At 73.0% G+C, this 13,191-nt stretch carries 13 protein-coding genes; 4 read left to right on the forward strand and 9 right to left on the reverse strand.

The annotated features are described in order from the left end of the window. Positions 1–18 precede the first annotated feature (18 nt). The 3 genes from ACFYXU_RS25670 to ACFYXU_RS25680 all read right to left on the reverse strand — a co-directional run bounded on the left by ACFYXU_RS25670 (position 19) and on the right by ACFYXU_RS25680 (position 2,207). Positions 19–1,422: a UL36 very large tegument protein gene (locus ACFYXU_RS25670; protein WP_389460140.1), complete on the reverse strand. Its 1,404-nt coding sequence runs from the start codon at positions 1,420–1,422 to the stop codon at positions 19–21. Between the two features lie 128 nt (positions 1,423–1,550). Then, positions 1,551–1,931, reverse strand: coding sequence for a PPOX class F420-dependent oxidoreductase (locus ACFYXU_RS25675; protein WP_361397733.1), 381 nt, complete (start codon positions 1,929–1,931; stop codon positions 1,551–1,553). Between the two features lie 24 nt (positions 1,932–1,955). After that, a complete protein-coding gene (locus ACFYXU_RS25680; RefSeq protein WP_376512890.1) occupies positions 1,956–2,207 on the reverse strand; it encodes a helix-turn-helix domain-containing protein in 252 nt (83 codons plus the stop codon). A gap of 33 nt (positions 2,208–2,240) precedes the next feature. Here ACFYXU_RS25680 and map point away from each other — a divergent pair, with 33 nt between their 5' ends. Next, the gene (map, locus tag ACFYXU_RS25685; RefSeq protein ID WP_361397728.1) at positions 2,241–3,008 is read left to right on the forward strand and encodes a type I methionyl aminopeptidase; all 768 of its coding nucleotides are present in this window, start codon (positions 2,241–2,243) and stop codon (positions 3,006–3,008) included. A 90-nt stretch (positions 3,009–3,098) separates the two neighbouring features. Here the strand turns inward: map and ggt are convergent, their stop codons facing one another. Further along, a complete protein-coding gene (gene ggt, locus ACFYXU_RS25690; protein ID WP_376512888.1) occupies positions 3,099–4,901 on the reverse strand; it encodes a gamma-glutamyltransferase in 1,803 nt (600 codons plus the stop codon). A 104-nt stretch (positions 4,902–5,005) separates the two neighbouring features. Between ggt and ACFYXU_RS25695 the strand changes: the two genes are divergently transcribed. Beyond that, the gene (locus tag ACFYXU_RS25695; RefSeq protein ID WP_376512886.1) at positions 5,006–5,740 is read left to right on the forward strand and encodes a hypothetical protein; all 735 of its coding nucleotides are present in this window, start codon (positions 5,006–5,008) and stop codon (positions 5,738–5,740) included. Here ACFYXU_RS25695 and ACFYXU_RS25700 read toward each other — a convergent pair. Continuing rightward, positions 5,691–6,980, reverse strand: a complete 1,290-nt coding sequence (locus ACFYXU_RS25700; RefSeq protein WP_389460552.1) for a cytochrome P450 — start codon at positions 6,978–6,980, stop codon at positions 5,691–5,693. The two genes, ACFYXU_RS25695 and ACFYXU_RS25700, sit on opposite strands and share 50 nt — an antisense overlap. A gap of 116 nt (positions 6,981–7,096) precedes the next feature. Here ACFYXU_RS25700 and ACFYXU_RS25705 point away from each other — a divergent pair, with 116 nt between their 5' ends. Then, the gene (locus tag ACFYXU_RS25705) at positions 7,097–8,284 is read left to right on the forward strand and encodes a hypothetical protein (RefSeq protein WP_389460143.1); all 1,188 of its coding nucleotides are present in this window, start codon (positions 7,097–7,099) and stop codon (positions 8,282–8,284) included. Positions 8,285–8,380: 96 nt separating this feature from the next. Then, a complete protein-coding gene (locus tag ACFYXU_RS25710) occupies positions 8,381–9,931 on the forward strand; it encodes an alpha/beta fold hydrolase (protein WP_389460145.1) in 1,551 nt (516 codons plus the stop codon). A gap of 38 nt (positions 9,932–9,969) precedes the next feature. Here ACFYXU_RS25710 and ACFYXU_RS25715 read toward each other — a convergent pair whose 3' ends face one another. The 4 genes from ACFYXU_RS25715 to ACFYXU_RS25730 are packed head-to-tail and all read right to left on the reverse strand — an operon-like array spanning position 9,970 to position 13,164. Further along, positions 9,970–10,827 carry an amino acid ABC transporter permease gene (locus ACFYXU_RS25715; protein WP_376512880.1) on the reverse strand — a complete coding sequence of 286 codons (858 nt, stop codon included), beginning with the start codon at positions 10,825–10,827 and terminating at the stop codon, positions 9,970–9,972. Beyond that, positions 10,824–11,468, reverse strand: coding sequence for an amino acid ABC transporter permease (locus ACFYXU_RS25720; protein ID WP_329852146.1), 645 nt, complete (start codon positions 11,466–11,468; stop codon positions 10,824–10,826). The genes ACFYXU_RS25715 and ACFYXU_RS25720 overlap by 4 nt, the downstream gene beginning before the upstream one ends. Positions 11,469–11,485: 17 nt before the next feature. Further along, positions 11,486–12,403, reverse strand: a complete 918-nt coding sequence (locus tag ACFYXU_RS25725) for a glutamate ABC transporter substrate-binding protein (protein WP_389406375.1) — start codon at positions 12,401–12,403, stop codon at positions 11,486–11,488. 14 nt (positions 12,404–12,417) lie between these two features. Continuing rightward, positions 12,418–13,164 carry an amino acid ABC transporter ATP-binding protein gene (locus ACFYXU_RS25730; RefSeq protein ID WP_376512876.1) on the reverse strand — a complete coding sequence of 249 codons (747 nt, stop codon included), beginning with the start codon at positions 13,162–13,164 and terminating at the stop codon, positions 12,418–12,420. Between the last annotated feature and the right edge of the window lie 27 nt (positions 13,165–13,191).

Genomic DNA, 13,191 nt, shown 5'->3' on the forward strand with positions numbered 1-13,191 from the left:
CCCGTCCGCCCCCGCCCCTCAGACCCCGGCGAGCCCCGCCACGCGCAGGGCGTGCAGCAGGTCCCGCTCCCGGGACGCGGAGACCGCGCGGGCCGCGGAGAGCAGTTGGGGGACGAGCCCGTGCGGATCCGCGCCCGCGAGCCGGGCGGCGTCCTCGGGGGGCCGGACCCGGACGAACGCGGTGAGCAGGGCGTGCGCCTCGCGGTGGTGGTCCTCGGCGCGCAGCGCGGCGCACGCCCCGGCGAGCTCCTCGACCGGGCGGGCCACGCCCTGCCGGAGCAGCTGCTCGCAGTCGGCCGCCCGGCCCGCGTCGGCGAGCACACCGGCGACGGCGGCGAGCCGGCCGGGCGGCAGCGAGGCCGCCTCCCAGAGCAGGGTGGACCAGTCGGCGCCGAGCCCCGCGCGGTGCAGCTCCGCCGCGAGGGCCGGCAGCCGGGCCGGCGGGCCCGCGAGGGCCTCGCAGAGCAGGGCGTGGGCCTCGCCGCTGCGGCCCTGGACGCGCAGGCGCCGCAGGGCGTAGACCGCGTTGGCCGCGGCGCGGACCGCCTCGGCGGGGTCCTCGACGGGGCCGGTCGTGGGGGCGACGGGTCCGGCGGCGCCGAAGCGCGCGCCCCGGGGCGCCGCTCCCCCGGCCGGGAGCGCGGGCAGCGGGGCCGGCGCCTCCTCCACCGCTCCGGCGCCCTCGTCGTCGAGCCAGGCGTACCGCGCTCCGCGGGGGCGGCGCTGGGCCTTGGCGGGGGGCACGGTTTCCCCGGCGGCACGCCCGGCGCGCTCGCCTTCGGGAGCGGTGCGCCCGGCACCCTCGGGTGCGGCACCCCCAGCCGCACGCAGGGCACCTTCGGAAGCGACACCCCCAGCCGCACGCCCGGCACCTTCGGGTGCGGCGTTTCCGCGCGCGCGCCCGGCTCCGTCCCACGCGCGCGGCGCGCCCGCGCCCAGGCGGGCCAGTCTGCCGGTCAGTTCCCGCACGCGGGCGGTGGCCCTGGCGTGGTCGTCCCGGGTCCAGGCGAGGTCGTGCTCCAGGCGCGACGCCTCCGCCGGGTCGGGGGTCGCCCGGACCCGCTCGCCGAGCTCGCGGGTGCGGGCTTCGGCGTGGCGGCGTTCCCGTTCCATCAGGTCGCGGCGTTCGGCGAGGGCCTCCGCCCCGCCGGCCCGGCGGTCGTGGGCACCGGCGGCCGACGCGTACAGCCTCCGCCCCCGCACGGCGAACGGTCCGCCGGAGGGCTCCGCGGCGTCCTGGAGGAGGGATTCGACGACGTCCCAGGGCAGGAGCTCGGTGCCGTCGAAGCAGGCGCGGAGCCCCTCCGGGTCGCGGGCGGCGAAGACTCCGTACCAGCCGGCGTCCGGGCGGATCCGGCTGACGAGTTCCGTCAGCCAGTGCCGGAACGCGGCGACTTCCACCGGGAGTTGATACACCGTCATGCGTCACGCACCTGCCCCGCCGTCGACTGGAACCTTCCGGTCCGCGGGTATTGGACCGCAGTCGTGTTACGGGACGACTACGGACCGTTTTCGGCTGGGTGCGCTTCCCCCATGGAGGCGCCGCCCCGTCAGAGCGTCACGACGATGCCCGCGTGCGGGCGCTTGCCGCGCCGGAAGATCATGGCGGGCACGTCGGTCAGCCAGTACTGCCAGGTGTACTTGCGGTAGAGCATCCGCCGGATCCGGCTCAGCTCCTCGCCCTCGACGAGCCGGCCCGTACCGGCGTACCGCTCGGCGCCCTCGGCGACGTTGCCGCGCAGGTCGCAGACGGCGACCTCGACCCGGGGGTCGTTGCGCAGGCGCTTGATCTTCCAGGCGTCGTCGCGGCTCAGCACGAACAGCTGGTCACCCTCCACCGCGTGCCAGACGGGTGTCGGGACCCCCGTGCCGTTCTTCCGGAAGGTGGTCAGGCTGATGTAGCGGCTGCGCCGCACCTCTTCGGGCATCATGCCCCGCAGCCTATGCCGGGGCGCTCAGACGGGCGCCGGTGTACAGAGGGCCACGAGCTCGTCCATGGAGAGGCCGAGGACCCCGGACAGGGCCGCGACGGTGAAGAAGGCCGGGGTCGGGGCCCGGCCCGTCTCGATCTTGCGGAGGGTCTCGGCGGAGAGGCCGGCGGCCGAGGCGATCTCGACCATGGACCGCTCGCCGCGCGCCGCGCGCAGGAGCAGGCCCAGGCGCTCGCCGCGCTCGCGCTCTTCGGGGGTCAGGGGTGTGCGCACCATGCCGCCATTCTAATACCGGTATAGTAATTGGCTATGGTGGAGATCAAGACGAACGAATCCCTGGCGTCCATGCGCGAGTCCGGACGGGTGGTGGCCCGCGCCCTGGCGGCCGTCCGCGAGAAGGCGGCGCCCGGCGTGCCGCTCACCGAGCTGGACCGCGCCGCGCGCGCGGTGCTCGACGAGGCGGGCGCCGGCTCGCCCTTCCTGGACTACCACCCGGAGTGGGCTCCGGTGCCCTTCCCCGCGGTCGTGTGCGTCTCCGTGAACGACGCGATCGTGCACGGCATCCCGGACGGGACCCGGCTGGCCCCGGGCGACCTGGTCTCGGTGGACTGCGGGGCGACCCTGGGCGGCTGGGCCGGGGACTCCGCGGTCAGCTTCACGGTCGGCCCGGCGCGGCCGGAGGACACCCGGCTGATCGCCGCCGCCGAGGAGGCCCTGGCCGCCGGCATCGCGGCGGCCGTCGTCGGCAACCGCATCGGCGACATCGCCCACGCGATCGGCCGGGTCTGCCGGGCCGCCGGGTACGGCATCCCCGACGGCTTCGGCGGCCACGGCATCGGCCGTGCCATGCACGAGGACCCGGGCGTCCCCAACGAGGGCCGCCCGGGCCGGGGCATGAGGCTGCGCCACGGGATGGTGCTCGCGATCGAGCCGATGCTCATCGGCGGCGGCACGGACGAGCACTACACGGCGCGGGACGGCTGGACGATCCGTACGTCCGACGGCTCGCGCGCCTCCCACGCCGAGCACACCGTGGCGATCACGGACGCGGGCCCGCGCATCCTCACCGCCCTGTAGCCGGATCCGGGTCAGGACGCGACCCGTTCAAGGCCGAGCAGCCCGTCAGGACGCGGGCCCGCGTCCTGACCGCCCCGCGGCCCGACCCCGTCAGGACGCCGGTCGGACCACCATCGCCGAGCCGCCGCCCCTGCGGACCGTCTCCGCCGCGGCCAGCCAGCGGCCGTCGGGGAGGCGCTGGACGCCGGTCGCCGCGCCGATCTCCGGGTTCTGCCGGAAGCCGTGCCCGATCGCCTCCAGCTCCGCCCGCACCGGGCTGTTCCACAGGCCGGGTTCGAGCTCGGTGGTGGTCTGGTTGCGCTGGCTGGCGCGCGGCGCGGCGATCGCGTCGACCAGGGGCAGGCCCCGGTCCAGGACGCCCGTGAGGGTCTGGAGCACCGTGGTGATGATGGTCGCGCCGCCCGGGGAACCGAGGGCCAGGACGGGCCGGTCGTGCCGGTCCAGGACGATGGTCGGCGAGATCGAGGAGCGCGGCCGCTTGCCGGGACCGGGCAGGTTCGGGTCGTGGACGGCCGGGTTCGCCGGGGCGAAGGAGAAGTCGGTCAGCTCGTTGTTGAGCAGGAAGCCCCGGCCGGGCACGGTGATGCCGCTGCCGCCGGTGGACTCGATGGTGAGGGTGTAGGCGACGACGTTGCCCCACCTGTCGGCCACCGTCAGATGCGTGGTGTTCTCGCCCTCGTACGTCGTCGGGGCGGCGGTCCCGGAGCTCGCGCACGGCACCGGGCTGTTCGGGTCGCCCGGGGCGAGCGGGCTGGTGAGGACGGCGTCGTCGCGGATCAGGCAGGCCCGGGAGTCGGCGAACCGCTGGGAGAGCAGCCCGCGCGTCGGCACCGGCTCGAACGCGGGGTCGCCGACCCAGCGGCCCCGGTCGGCGAAGGCGATCCGGCTGGCCTCGATGTACCGGTGCAGGTACTGGGCCCGGTCGGCCGCCGAGAGGTCGGTGCCCTCCAGGATGTTGAGCGCCTCGCCGACGCTGGTGCCGCCCGAGGAGGACGGGGCCATGCCGTAGACGTCGAGACCCCGGTACGAGACCTTCGTGGGCCGGCGCGACGCGGTGCGGTACGCGGCGAGGTCGGCCTCCGTCAGGTCGCCGGAGCGGACCTTCCGGGTGGCGCCCTCGCGGACCGGGGGCTTGCGGACGGTGTTCACGATGTCCCGGGCGAGCGGCCCCCGGTAGAGGGCGCCGACGCCCTCGCGGCCGAGCTTCTCGTACGTCCGGGCCAGATCGGGGTTCTTGAAGACGGAGCCGACCACGGGCAGCTGCCCGCCGGGCAGGAAGAGCGCGGAGGTGGCCGGGAAGTCCCGGAACCGGGCCTCGTTGCCCGCGGTCTGGGAGCGGAAGGTGGGGTCGACCGTGAAGCCCTCGCGGGCGAGCCGCTCGGCGGGTTCGAGCAGGGTGCCGAGCCGCTTGGTGCCCCAGGCGTCGAGGGCGGCCTTCCAGGTGGCGGGGGTGCCGGGGACGCCGACGCCGCGGCCGCTGGTCTGGCCCTCCTCGAAGGGGATGGGCGTGCCGTTCTCCAGGAACAGGTCGGCCCCGGCGGAGCGGGGCGCGGTCTCCCGGCCGTCGACGGTCCGCACGGTGCGGCTCTTGGCGTCGTAGTACACGAAGTAGCCGCCGCCCCCGATGCCCGCCGAGTACGGCTCGGTGACGCCGAGCGCGGCCGCGACGGCGACGGCGGCGTCGACCGCGTTGCCGCCCTTGCGGAGCACCTCGATGCCGGCCGCCGAGGCGTCGGCGTCGACGCTGGCGACGGCGCCGCCGTACCCGGCGGCGACGGGTTCCTTGACGGGTGGGCCCACGACGGGCGGGGCCTTCGGTGGCGCGGCGCCCATCGAGAGCACCGTCGCCGCGACGGCGAGAAGTGAGACCCTGCCTGCGGCGGAGCGACGCATTCCTACCTCCAGTCAACGACCGTCCGCGCAGCGTAACTTCCCGCGCCGCCTTCCGTCAGGACCGCCTCGAACGTGAGGCCGGATCGCCGCTAGCATGCGCGCCCATGAACGACGACGTGCGCAACGTGGTGCTCGGGGTCCTGGCCACCGGTGTCAGCGGCTCGCTCGGGTGGCTGACCCGCACCTATCTCTGGCGGCGGCGGCTGCGCCGCAAGCAGGCCTTCTTCGGGCTTCCCTCCGGCTCGGAGTGCCTGCTCGTGGTGAACCGTCTGGCCGGCAGCGAGCGGGGGGTGCACACCACCGACGTGTCGGCGCTGCTGGAACTGTCGGCGCTGATCAAGGACTGCGGGGCGCGGCCCCGTGTCGTGCAGCACGACACGGCCCGTCAGGGACTCGGGGAGATAGCCGAGTTCTGCATCGGCGGCCCCTACTCCAACCGGCGCATGGCGGCCCACCTGCCGAACCTCCTGCCGGGGCTGACGATGAACGTCGAGCAGGAGCCGGTCGAGGACCGGGGGATGATCACCGTGGCGGGCGAGTCCTACCGCCCGGAGTGGGGGGTCGACGAGTACGTCGTCCTCGCGCGCGTCACGCGCGGCGAGGGCGCCCGGCCGGTGTTCCTGATCTGCGGCCAGGCGGCGGTGACCAACCAGGCCGCGGCGCGGCACCTGGCCCGCCACCACACGGAGCTGACCGGGAAGTACGGTCCGGACGGCTCCTTCGCGCTCCTCCTGAAGGTGGTCAACTCGCAGGCGTACGGCCCCGATGTGGTGGAGCTGGTGGCGGACGTCACGCGGGAGGCGCGGACGGCACCCGTGGCGTCACCGGCAGCGACTTGATCCCGTTGACGAAGTTGGACACGAGGCGCCGGGGCGGCCCCGCGAGGTCCAGACCGCCGCAGGCCGCGCGCACCTCGTCGTAGAACACCCGGAGCTGGAGCCGGGCGAAGTGCGCGCCGAGACAGACGTGCGGTCCGTCGCCGAAGGAGACGTGCGGGTTCGGGGTCCGGCCGAGGTCCAGGCGGTGCGGGTCGGGGAAGACCCGTTCGTCGTGGTTGGCGGAGGCGTGGAAGACGACGACCTTGTCGCCCGCCCGGACCCTCCGCCCGGCCAGCTCGGTGTCGCGGAGGGCGGTGCGGCGGAAGGAGAGCACGGGCGGGTGCACGCGCAGGAGTTCGTCCACCGCGGTGTCGAGGGAGACCTCGCCGCGCCACAACCTGTCCTGCTCCTGCGGGTGTTCGGCGAGGGCTAGGACTCCGCCGGGGGCGGCGGCGCGGACGGTGTCGTTCCCGGCGACGGTGAGCAGGAAGAAGAACATCTCCATTTCCGCGTCGGCGAGTTGGGAGGCAGCGAGGACGCTCATGACGTCGTCCGCGGGATGCCTGCGCTTGTGTGCGGCGAGTTCCTGGGCGTAGCCGAACATCTCGGCGAGCATGGGGGGTGAGCGGGGGTTGACCGGCTGCCCCTCGGCGTCGAGGACCGGCGGCTCGTCGGGGTCCTGGTAGGCGATGACCCGCTCGGTCCAGGTGTGCAGGAGCCCCCGGTCGCCGGCCGGGATCCCGAGCAGGTCGGTGAGGTTGAGCAGCGCGTAGTCGTCGGTGACGGCGCGGACGAGGTCCACCTCAGCGCCGTCCGCGAACGCGGCGGTGAGCAGCGCGCGGGCCCGGTCGCGGGCGGTCACGGAGAAGCGCTCGATCCGCCCGGGCGTGAAGGCCCGGCTGACGAGCCGCCTCAGCCTCCCGTGCTCCGGCGGGTCCTGATTGAGCATCATGCGGCGGATGAAGGGCAGGTCGGCGGGGTCGGGGTCGCGGATCTGGGTGGCGCCGAGGTGCGAGGAGTACGTCCCCGAGTCCTTCAGGACCCGGACGACGTCGGCGTGCCGGGTGACGGCCCAGAAGCCCGGTCCGGCGGGCCAGCCGAGGAGTTCCGGCTCCTCCTGCCAGGAGAGGGGCGCCCGGTCGCGCAGGACGCGGAAGCGGTCGTGCGGGACGCCGTCGGCGTAGATCCGGGGGTCGTACACGTCGGGCGCGTCGGTCCTGCTGGGCACCGGTCCCTCCCCTCGGAGCGAAGACGTCACCATCATGACAGGTCAGAGCCGTTTTTCGTAGGACGGAACGCACAGTTCGCGAGCCTTGTCCGGCCTGTCGCGCGAGTCCCAGAATCTCCGTCGTGCATCACACGGAGAGCAGGAGGCACATGGGGAACGCACGGAAGTACGACGAGGACGCGGTGCTGCGGGCGCGGGTGCTGCTGCTGGGGTCGGGACGGCTGGACCTCGCGGAGGAGTTGGGCGCGTACCGGGTGCTGGCGGAGGTGAGTCCGCGGGCCTATCTGCCGAAGCTGGTGGGCGCGCTGCTGCTCACGGGCTACCGCACCACCGTGCCGGGGGCGGAACTGCGGCTGTACGCCGAGGCGGTGGACGCCGCGCGCCGGATCGAGGCCACGGCGGTGAACCGGGTGGAGCTGCTGTGCCGCGCCCTGGGGGCGTACGAGCGGGAGCTCTTCACCGTCGGCCGCCGGGCGGAGGGGCGGGCGGTGTGCGAGGAGATGCACGCCGTGAGCGGCCACCCCCGCCTGGCGCATGTCCTCGCCGAGGAGGGGCGCCACCGGGAGGCGGCCGAGATCCTCCGGCGCCGCCCGGCCGCGGCGCCGGGGTTCCCGCCGTGGAACGTGTACGAGTTGGCCGCCGAACTGTCCGCCGCCGGGCTCCACGCGGAGGCGGCGGAGGCCTTCGCCCGGACCGTCGGGGCCGGCCGGAGGCGGGCCGCCGAGAAGGGGACGCCACCCCCGGACCTGGCGTGGGAGCTGATCCACCACGCGCGGCTCCTGGAGGACGCCGGACGTCCGGGCGAGGGGGCGGCCGCCCGCCGGGAGGCGCTGGACGTGGTCGCGCGGCTGGCACAACGGGACGGGTCCGGGGATCCCATGACCTCCCTGTGGGCCACCCTGTTCGTACTGTCGGGCCGCTCCGACGAGCCCGTCGCCACTCCCGAGGCCCCGATGCCGCCCTTCGGTGCCGAGAGCCTCCGCTGGTCGCCGGACGTGCGGGAGGCCTACCGCGAGGACATCCCCGTCCTCGAGGCCGAGGCGGCCCGCCTCACCGCCGCCGGAGCGCTCCCCCGGGCGTATACCGTCCAGCGCCGGCTGACCCTCCGGGCGGTGCACTTCGAGCACTCCCACGGGGCCGCGCCGCTCCTGCGGCCGCGGTTCGACGAGGGGGTCGCGCTCGCCCGCCGGCTGGAGGACACCGCGACCGCGCTGCCGCAGGCCCTCACCGACCGGGCGATGTTCCTCGTGGCGACCGGCCGGCACGCGGACGCCCACGCGGACCTGACGGAGGCCCTCGGCCTCGTGGACGCGCCGCCAATCGTTACCCGCACGTAACTTACCGACCAGTTACCACGGGTAAGCCACCCCGGTTACCGTCGGGTCACTTTCACTGCTCCCCAACAGTGCCCCCCACCCAGTGAGGAGTGCCCCGTGCGCGCATCCCTGGTCCTCGCCGTCTCGGCCGCTCTCGTGGCCGGGACGGCCCTCGGGTCCGCCCCCGTCGCCCAGGCCGCCGAGACCGCCGGATCCATCCGCTTCGTCGACATCGCCGGAGAGGGCGGCACCGTCCTGAAGGCCAACGTCGTCACGCCCGCCGGAGACGCGGCCGCCCGACACCCCCTCATCGTGCTGCCCACCAGCTGGGCCGTGCCCCAGGTCGAGTACCTCGCCCAGGCCAAGAAGCTCGCCGACTCCGGTTACGTCGTGCTGACGTACAACTCGCGCGGCTTCTGGCAGTCCGGCGGGGAGATCGAGACCGCCGGCCCCAAGGACATCGCCGACGCCTCCAAGGTGATCGACTGGGCCCTCGCGAACACCCCGTCCGACCCGGCCCACGTGGGCATGGCGGGCGTCTCGTACGGCGCCGGGATCAGCCTGCTCGCCACCGCGAACGACCCCCGGATCAAGGCCGTCGCCGCGCTCAGCGGCTGGGCCGACCTGATCGACTCCATCTACAGCGGCCGCACGCAGCACCTCCAGGCCGCCGGCCTGCTCGGCGGGGCCGGCTACCTGACCGGCCGCCCGGGACCCGAACTCCAGCAGATCCTCGGCGACTTCCTCTCGTCCAACCTGGACAAGGAGGACGAGATGATCGCCTGGGGCCGCAAGCGCTCCGCCGTCGAGCAGCTCGACCGGATCAACGCCAACGGCGCCGCGATCATGCTCGGCAACGCCTGGGGCGACACCATCTTCCCGCCCAACCAGTACGCGAGCTTCTACGAGAAGCTCACCGGTCCCAAGCGCCTGGAGTTCCGGCCGGGCGACCACGCGACCGCCGAGGCCACCGGCCTCCTCGGGCTGCCCAACGACACCTGGACCAGTGCCCACCGGTGGTTCGACCGCTACCTCAAGGGCGACGACAACGGCATCGACCGCGAGCGGCCCGTCCAGTTGAAGCCCCGCTCCGACGCCCCGTACGAGGGCTACGCGGACTGGAAGTCCCTCGACGCGAACCGCCGGAAGTTCGACCTCGGCGGCACCCAGCGGATCTGGGCGAACGTCGACTCCGGCGCCAACGGCGGCGTCGTCCTGCTCTCCAACCTCCTGGACCAGTTCTTCCAGGCCCCGCCCGTCGCCTCCCTGCCCCTGCTCCCCCGCACCTTCGCCGGAGTCTGGCAGTCGGAGCGGTACGACACCCCGCAGCGGGTGCGCGGCACCGTGAAGGTGCACACCACGGTCAGCTCCACCAAGGAGAGCGGCACCCTCGTCGCGTACCTCTACGACGTGGGCCCGCTGGGTCTCGGAAAGCTGGTCAGCAACGCCCCGTACACCTTCCACGACCGGACTCCGGGACAGCCGTTCGGCGTCGACCTGGACCTCTTCTCGACGGCCTACGACGTCCCGGCCGGGCACCGGCTCGCGCTGGTCGTCGACACCGTCGACCCGCTCTACATCGAGCACAACCCGACCGGCGCGCAGCTGACCTTCTCCTCCCCCACGGCCGACCCGTCGTACGTGTCGGTCCCGCTGCGGGCGGAGTGATCACCGGCTGCTGCCGGGCGGGTGCGGCTCCCTGCCCGCTACTGCTGTCCCGGCAGCAGCGTCCCCGGTCCGGCCGGCGCGACGTCCACGGCCTTCGTCCTCGGGCTGTGGCGCTCCCTGCGCGCCACCCAGGTGGCGAGCCAGGAGAGCAGCATGCACATCCCGATGTAGATCGGTGAGATGACCAGCACGACGGGGATGAACGGCAGGTCGTAGTCGAGGTTGGAGGCGATCAGCTTCCCCGCGTGCAGGAACTCCTCGTAGGTGATGAGGAAGCCGAGCGAGGTGTCCTTGAGGGCCACCACGAGCTGGCTGATGATGGCCGGCAGCATCGCGCGGACGGCCTGCGGCACCAGGACGTACGTCATCACCTGCGTCTTGCGCATGCCGAGCGCGTACGCCGCCTCGCCCTGACCGCGCGCGACGGCGTGGATGCCGGTGCGGAAGACCTCGGCGAGCACGGAGCCGTTGTAGAGGGTCAGTCCGGCGACGAGCGCGGGCAGCGGCTGCACCTTGAGCGCCACGAAGATGAAGAAGATCATCACGAGGACGGGCATGGCCCGGAAGAACTCCACGAGCAGCGTGGAGATCCAGCGCAGCGCCCGGTGCTCGGAGAGCCGCCCGGTGGCGAGGACCCCGCCGAGGGCGAGCGAGAGCACCGAGGCGTAGGCGAAGGCCTTCAGGGTGTTGCCGAGGCCCCTGAGCAGCAGCTCCTGGATGCCCTCGTAGGCGAAGGGCGACCACTTCGTGGCGGTGAACTGGTCGGTGTCGAAGAGGAGGTAGAGGATCCAGCCGACGAGCGCCAGGATGACCACGGTGGACGCGAGTCCGTAGAGGAGGTGGCGCCGCCGGGCGTGCGGTCCGGGGACGTCGTAGAGGGCGGTGGACTCGGTCATCGGGCGACTCCCCAGCGCTTCTCCAGGACGTGGAAGAGGGCGCTGATGGTGAGGGTGATGATCAGGTATCCGACGGCGATCCAGACGAAGGTCCAGACGATGTTGTAGCCGAGCTCGCTCAGGGTCTTGTAGGTGCCGAGGAGTTCGGTGACGCTGAACGCCCCCGCGATCGCGGAGTTCTTGGCGAGGGCGATCAGGGTGGAGCCGATGGGCGGGATGACCGTGCGGAAGGCCTGCGGCAGCACGACCGTGGAGAGGGTCTGGGAGAAGCTCATGCCCAGGCTGCGGGCCGCCTCGCCCTGGCCGCGCGGCACGGTGTTGATCCCGGAGCGCAGCACCTCGCAGATGAAGGCCGACGTGTAGCAGCCGAGGGCGAGGACCGCGAACACCTCGAAGGGCAGCACGATGCCGAAGCGGGGCAGGCCCAGCATGACGGCGAAGAAGAGCAGCGTCAGCGGCGTGTTGCGCAGGACGGTGACCCAGACCGTGCCGAAGACCCGGAAGGAGCCCACGGGCGCGACCCGGAAGGAGGCCATGACGAAGCCCAGGACGAGGGCGAGGGCCGAGGAGTAGACGGTGAGTTCGACGGTGCCGAGGAACCCCTCGCCGTAGAGCGAGAAGTTCTCTGTGAGTACGTCCATGTCAGCGGTGGGGGTCCTCAGTCGGACGGGTAACGGTCGATGACGGGCGGCTTCGGGGCGGGGACCCCGGAGAGCCCGAGGGTGGCGTCGTAGGCCTTCTTCCAGTCACCGTTCTTCTCGTGGGCGGCGAGCGCGTCGTCGAGGGCGAACCGCAGCGCGTTGTCGCCGCGCGGGACGCCGATGCCGTAGGGCTCCTTCGAGAACGGCTTCCCGACGACCTTGAGTTCGTCGGGGACCTTGGCCGCGTAGCCCAGGAGGATGGTGTCGTCGGTGGTGACCGCGTCGACCTGGTAGGTCAGCAGGTTGTCGACGCAGACGGAGTAGGTGTCGTAGGCGACGAGTTCGGCCTTCGGGTAGTTCTTCTGGATGCGCTGGTACGGGGTGGATCCGGCGGCCGAGCAGACCCGCTTGCCGTCGAGGTCCTGGGGGCCGTGGATGTCCTTCTCGTCGGCGCGGACGAGGAGGGACTGGCCGGCCTGGTAGTAGGGGCCGGCGAAGCCGACCAGCTTCTTCCGGTTGTCGTTGATGGTGTACGTGCCGACGTAGTAGTCGATCTGGCCGTTCTGGAGGGCGGTCTCGCGGTTGGCCGAGGCGATGGTGCGGAACTCGACGCGGTTCGGGTCGAAGCCGAGGGAGGCGGCCATCATCCTGGCGATCTCGATGTCGAAGCCGGAGTAGCGGCCCGTGGCCGGGTCCTTCTCGCCCATGTAGGGCTGGTCCTCCTTGACGCCGACGATGAGCCGGCCGCGCTTCTTCGCCCGTTCCCAGGTGGGCGAGTCGGGCAGGCTGAAGTCGGACCGCACCTGGTAGACGGGGAGTTGGTCGGGCCGGGGGCCCTTGACCGGCGGGCTTCCCTCCTTGCCGCAGCCGGCGAGTGCCACCGCCACGGCGAGCAGCAGGGCGAGGAGGGCCGGGGTCCGGTGTGTGCGCTGCATGGTTCCCACCCCGCTCAGTGCTTGAGGATCTTGGAGAGGAAGTCCTTGGCGCGGTCGCTGCGCGGGGCGGTGAAGAACTCCTCCGGCGTGCGGTCCTCGACGATCTTCCCGTCGGCCATGAAGACGACCCGGTTGGCGGCGGAGCGGGCGAAGCCCATCTCGTGGGTGACGACCACCATCGTCATTCCCTCGTCGGCGAGTTGGCGCATGACCTCCAGGACCTCGTTGATCATCTCGGGGTCGAGCGCGGAGGTCGGCTCGTCGAAGAGGAGGGCCTTGGGGTCCATGGCGAGGGCGCGGGCGATGGCGACCCGCTGCTGCTGGCCGCCGGAGAGCTGCGCCGGGTACTTGTCGGCGTGCGCGGCCAGTCCGACCCGGTCGAGGAGTTCGCGCGAACGCCGGTCGGCCTCCTCCTTCTTGCGCTTGCGGACCTTGATCTGCGCGAGGGAGACGTTCGCGAGGACGGTCTTGTGGGCGAAGAGGTTGAACGACTGGAAGACCATGCCGACCTCGGCGCGCAGCCGGGCGAGCGCTCTGCCCTCCTCGGGGAGGGGGCGGCCGTCGATGACGATCTCGCCCGACTCGACGCTCTCCAGGCGGTTCATCGCGCGGCACAGGGTCGACTTGCCCGAGCCGGAGGGGCCGATGACCACGACCACCTCCCCGCGTCCGACGGTGAGGTCGATGGACTGGAGGACGTGCAGCGCGCCGTAGTGCTTGTTGACGCCACGCAGTTCGATCAGCGGATCGGCGACGGCCATGCGCTGCCCTGCCCCATTTCTCAGCGG

The organism is Streptomyces sp. NPDC002232 (assembly GCF_042890295.1).
Taxonomy (GTDB): Bacteria; Actinomycetota; Actinomycetes; order Streptomycetales; family Streptomycetaceae; genus Streptomyces.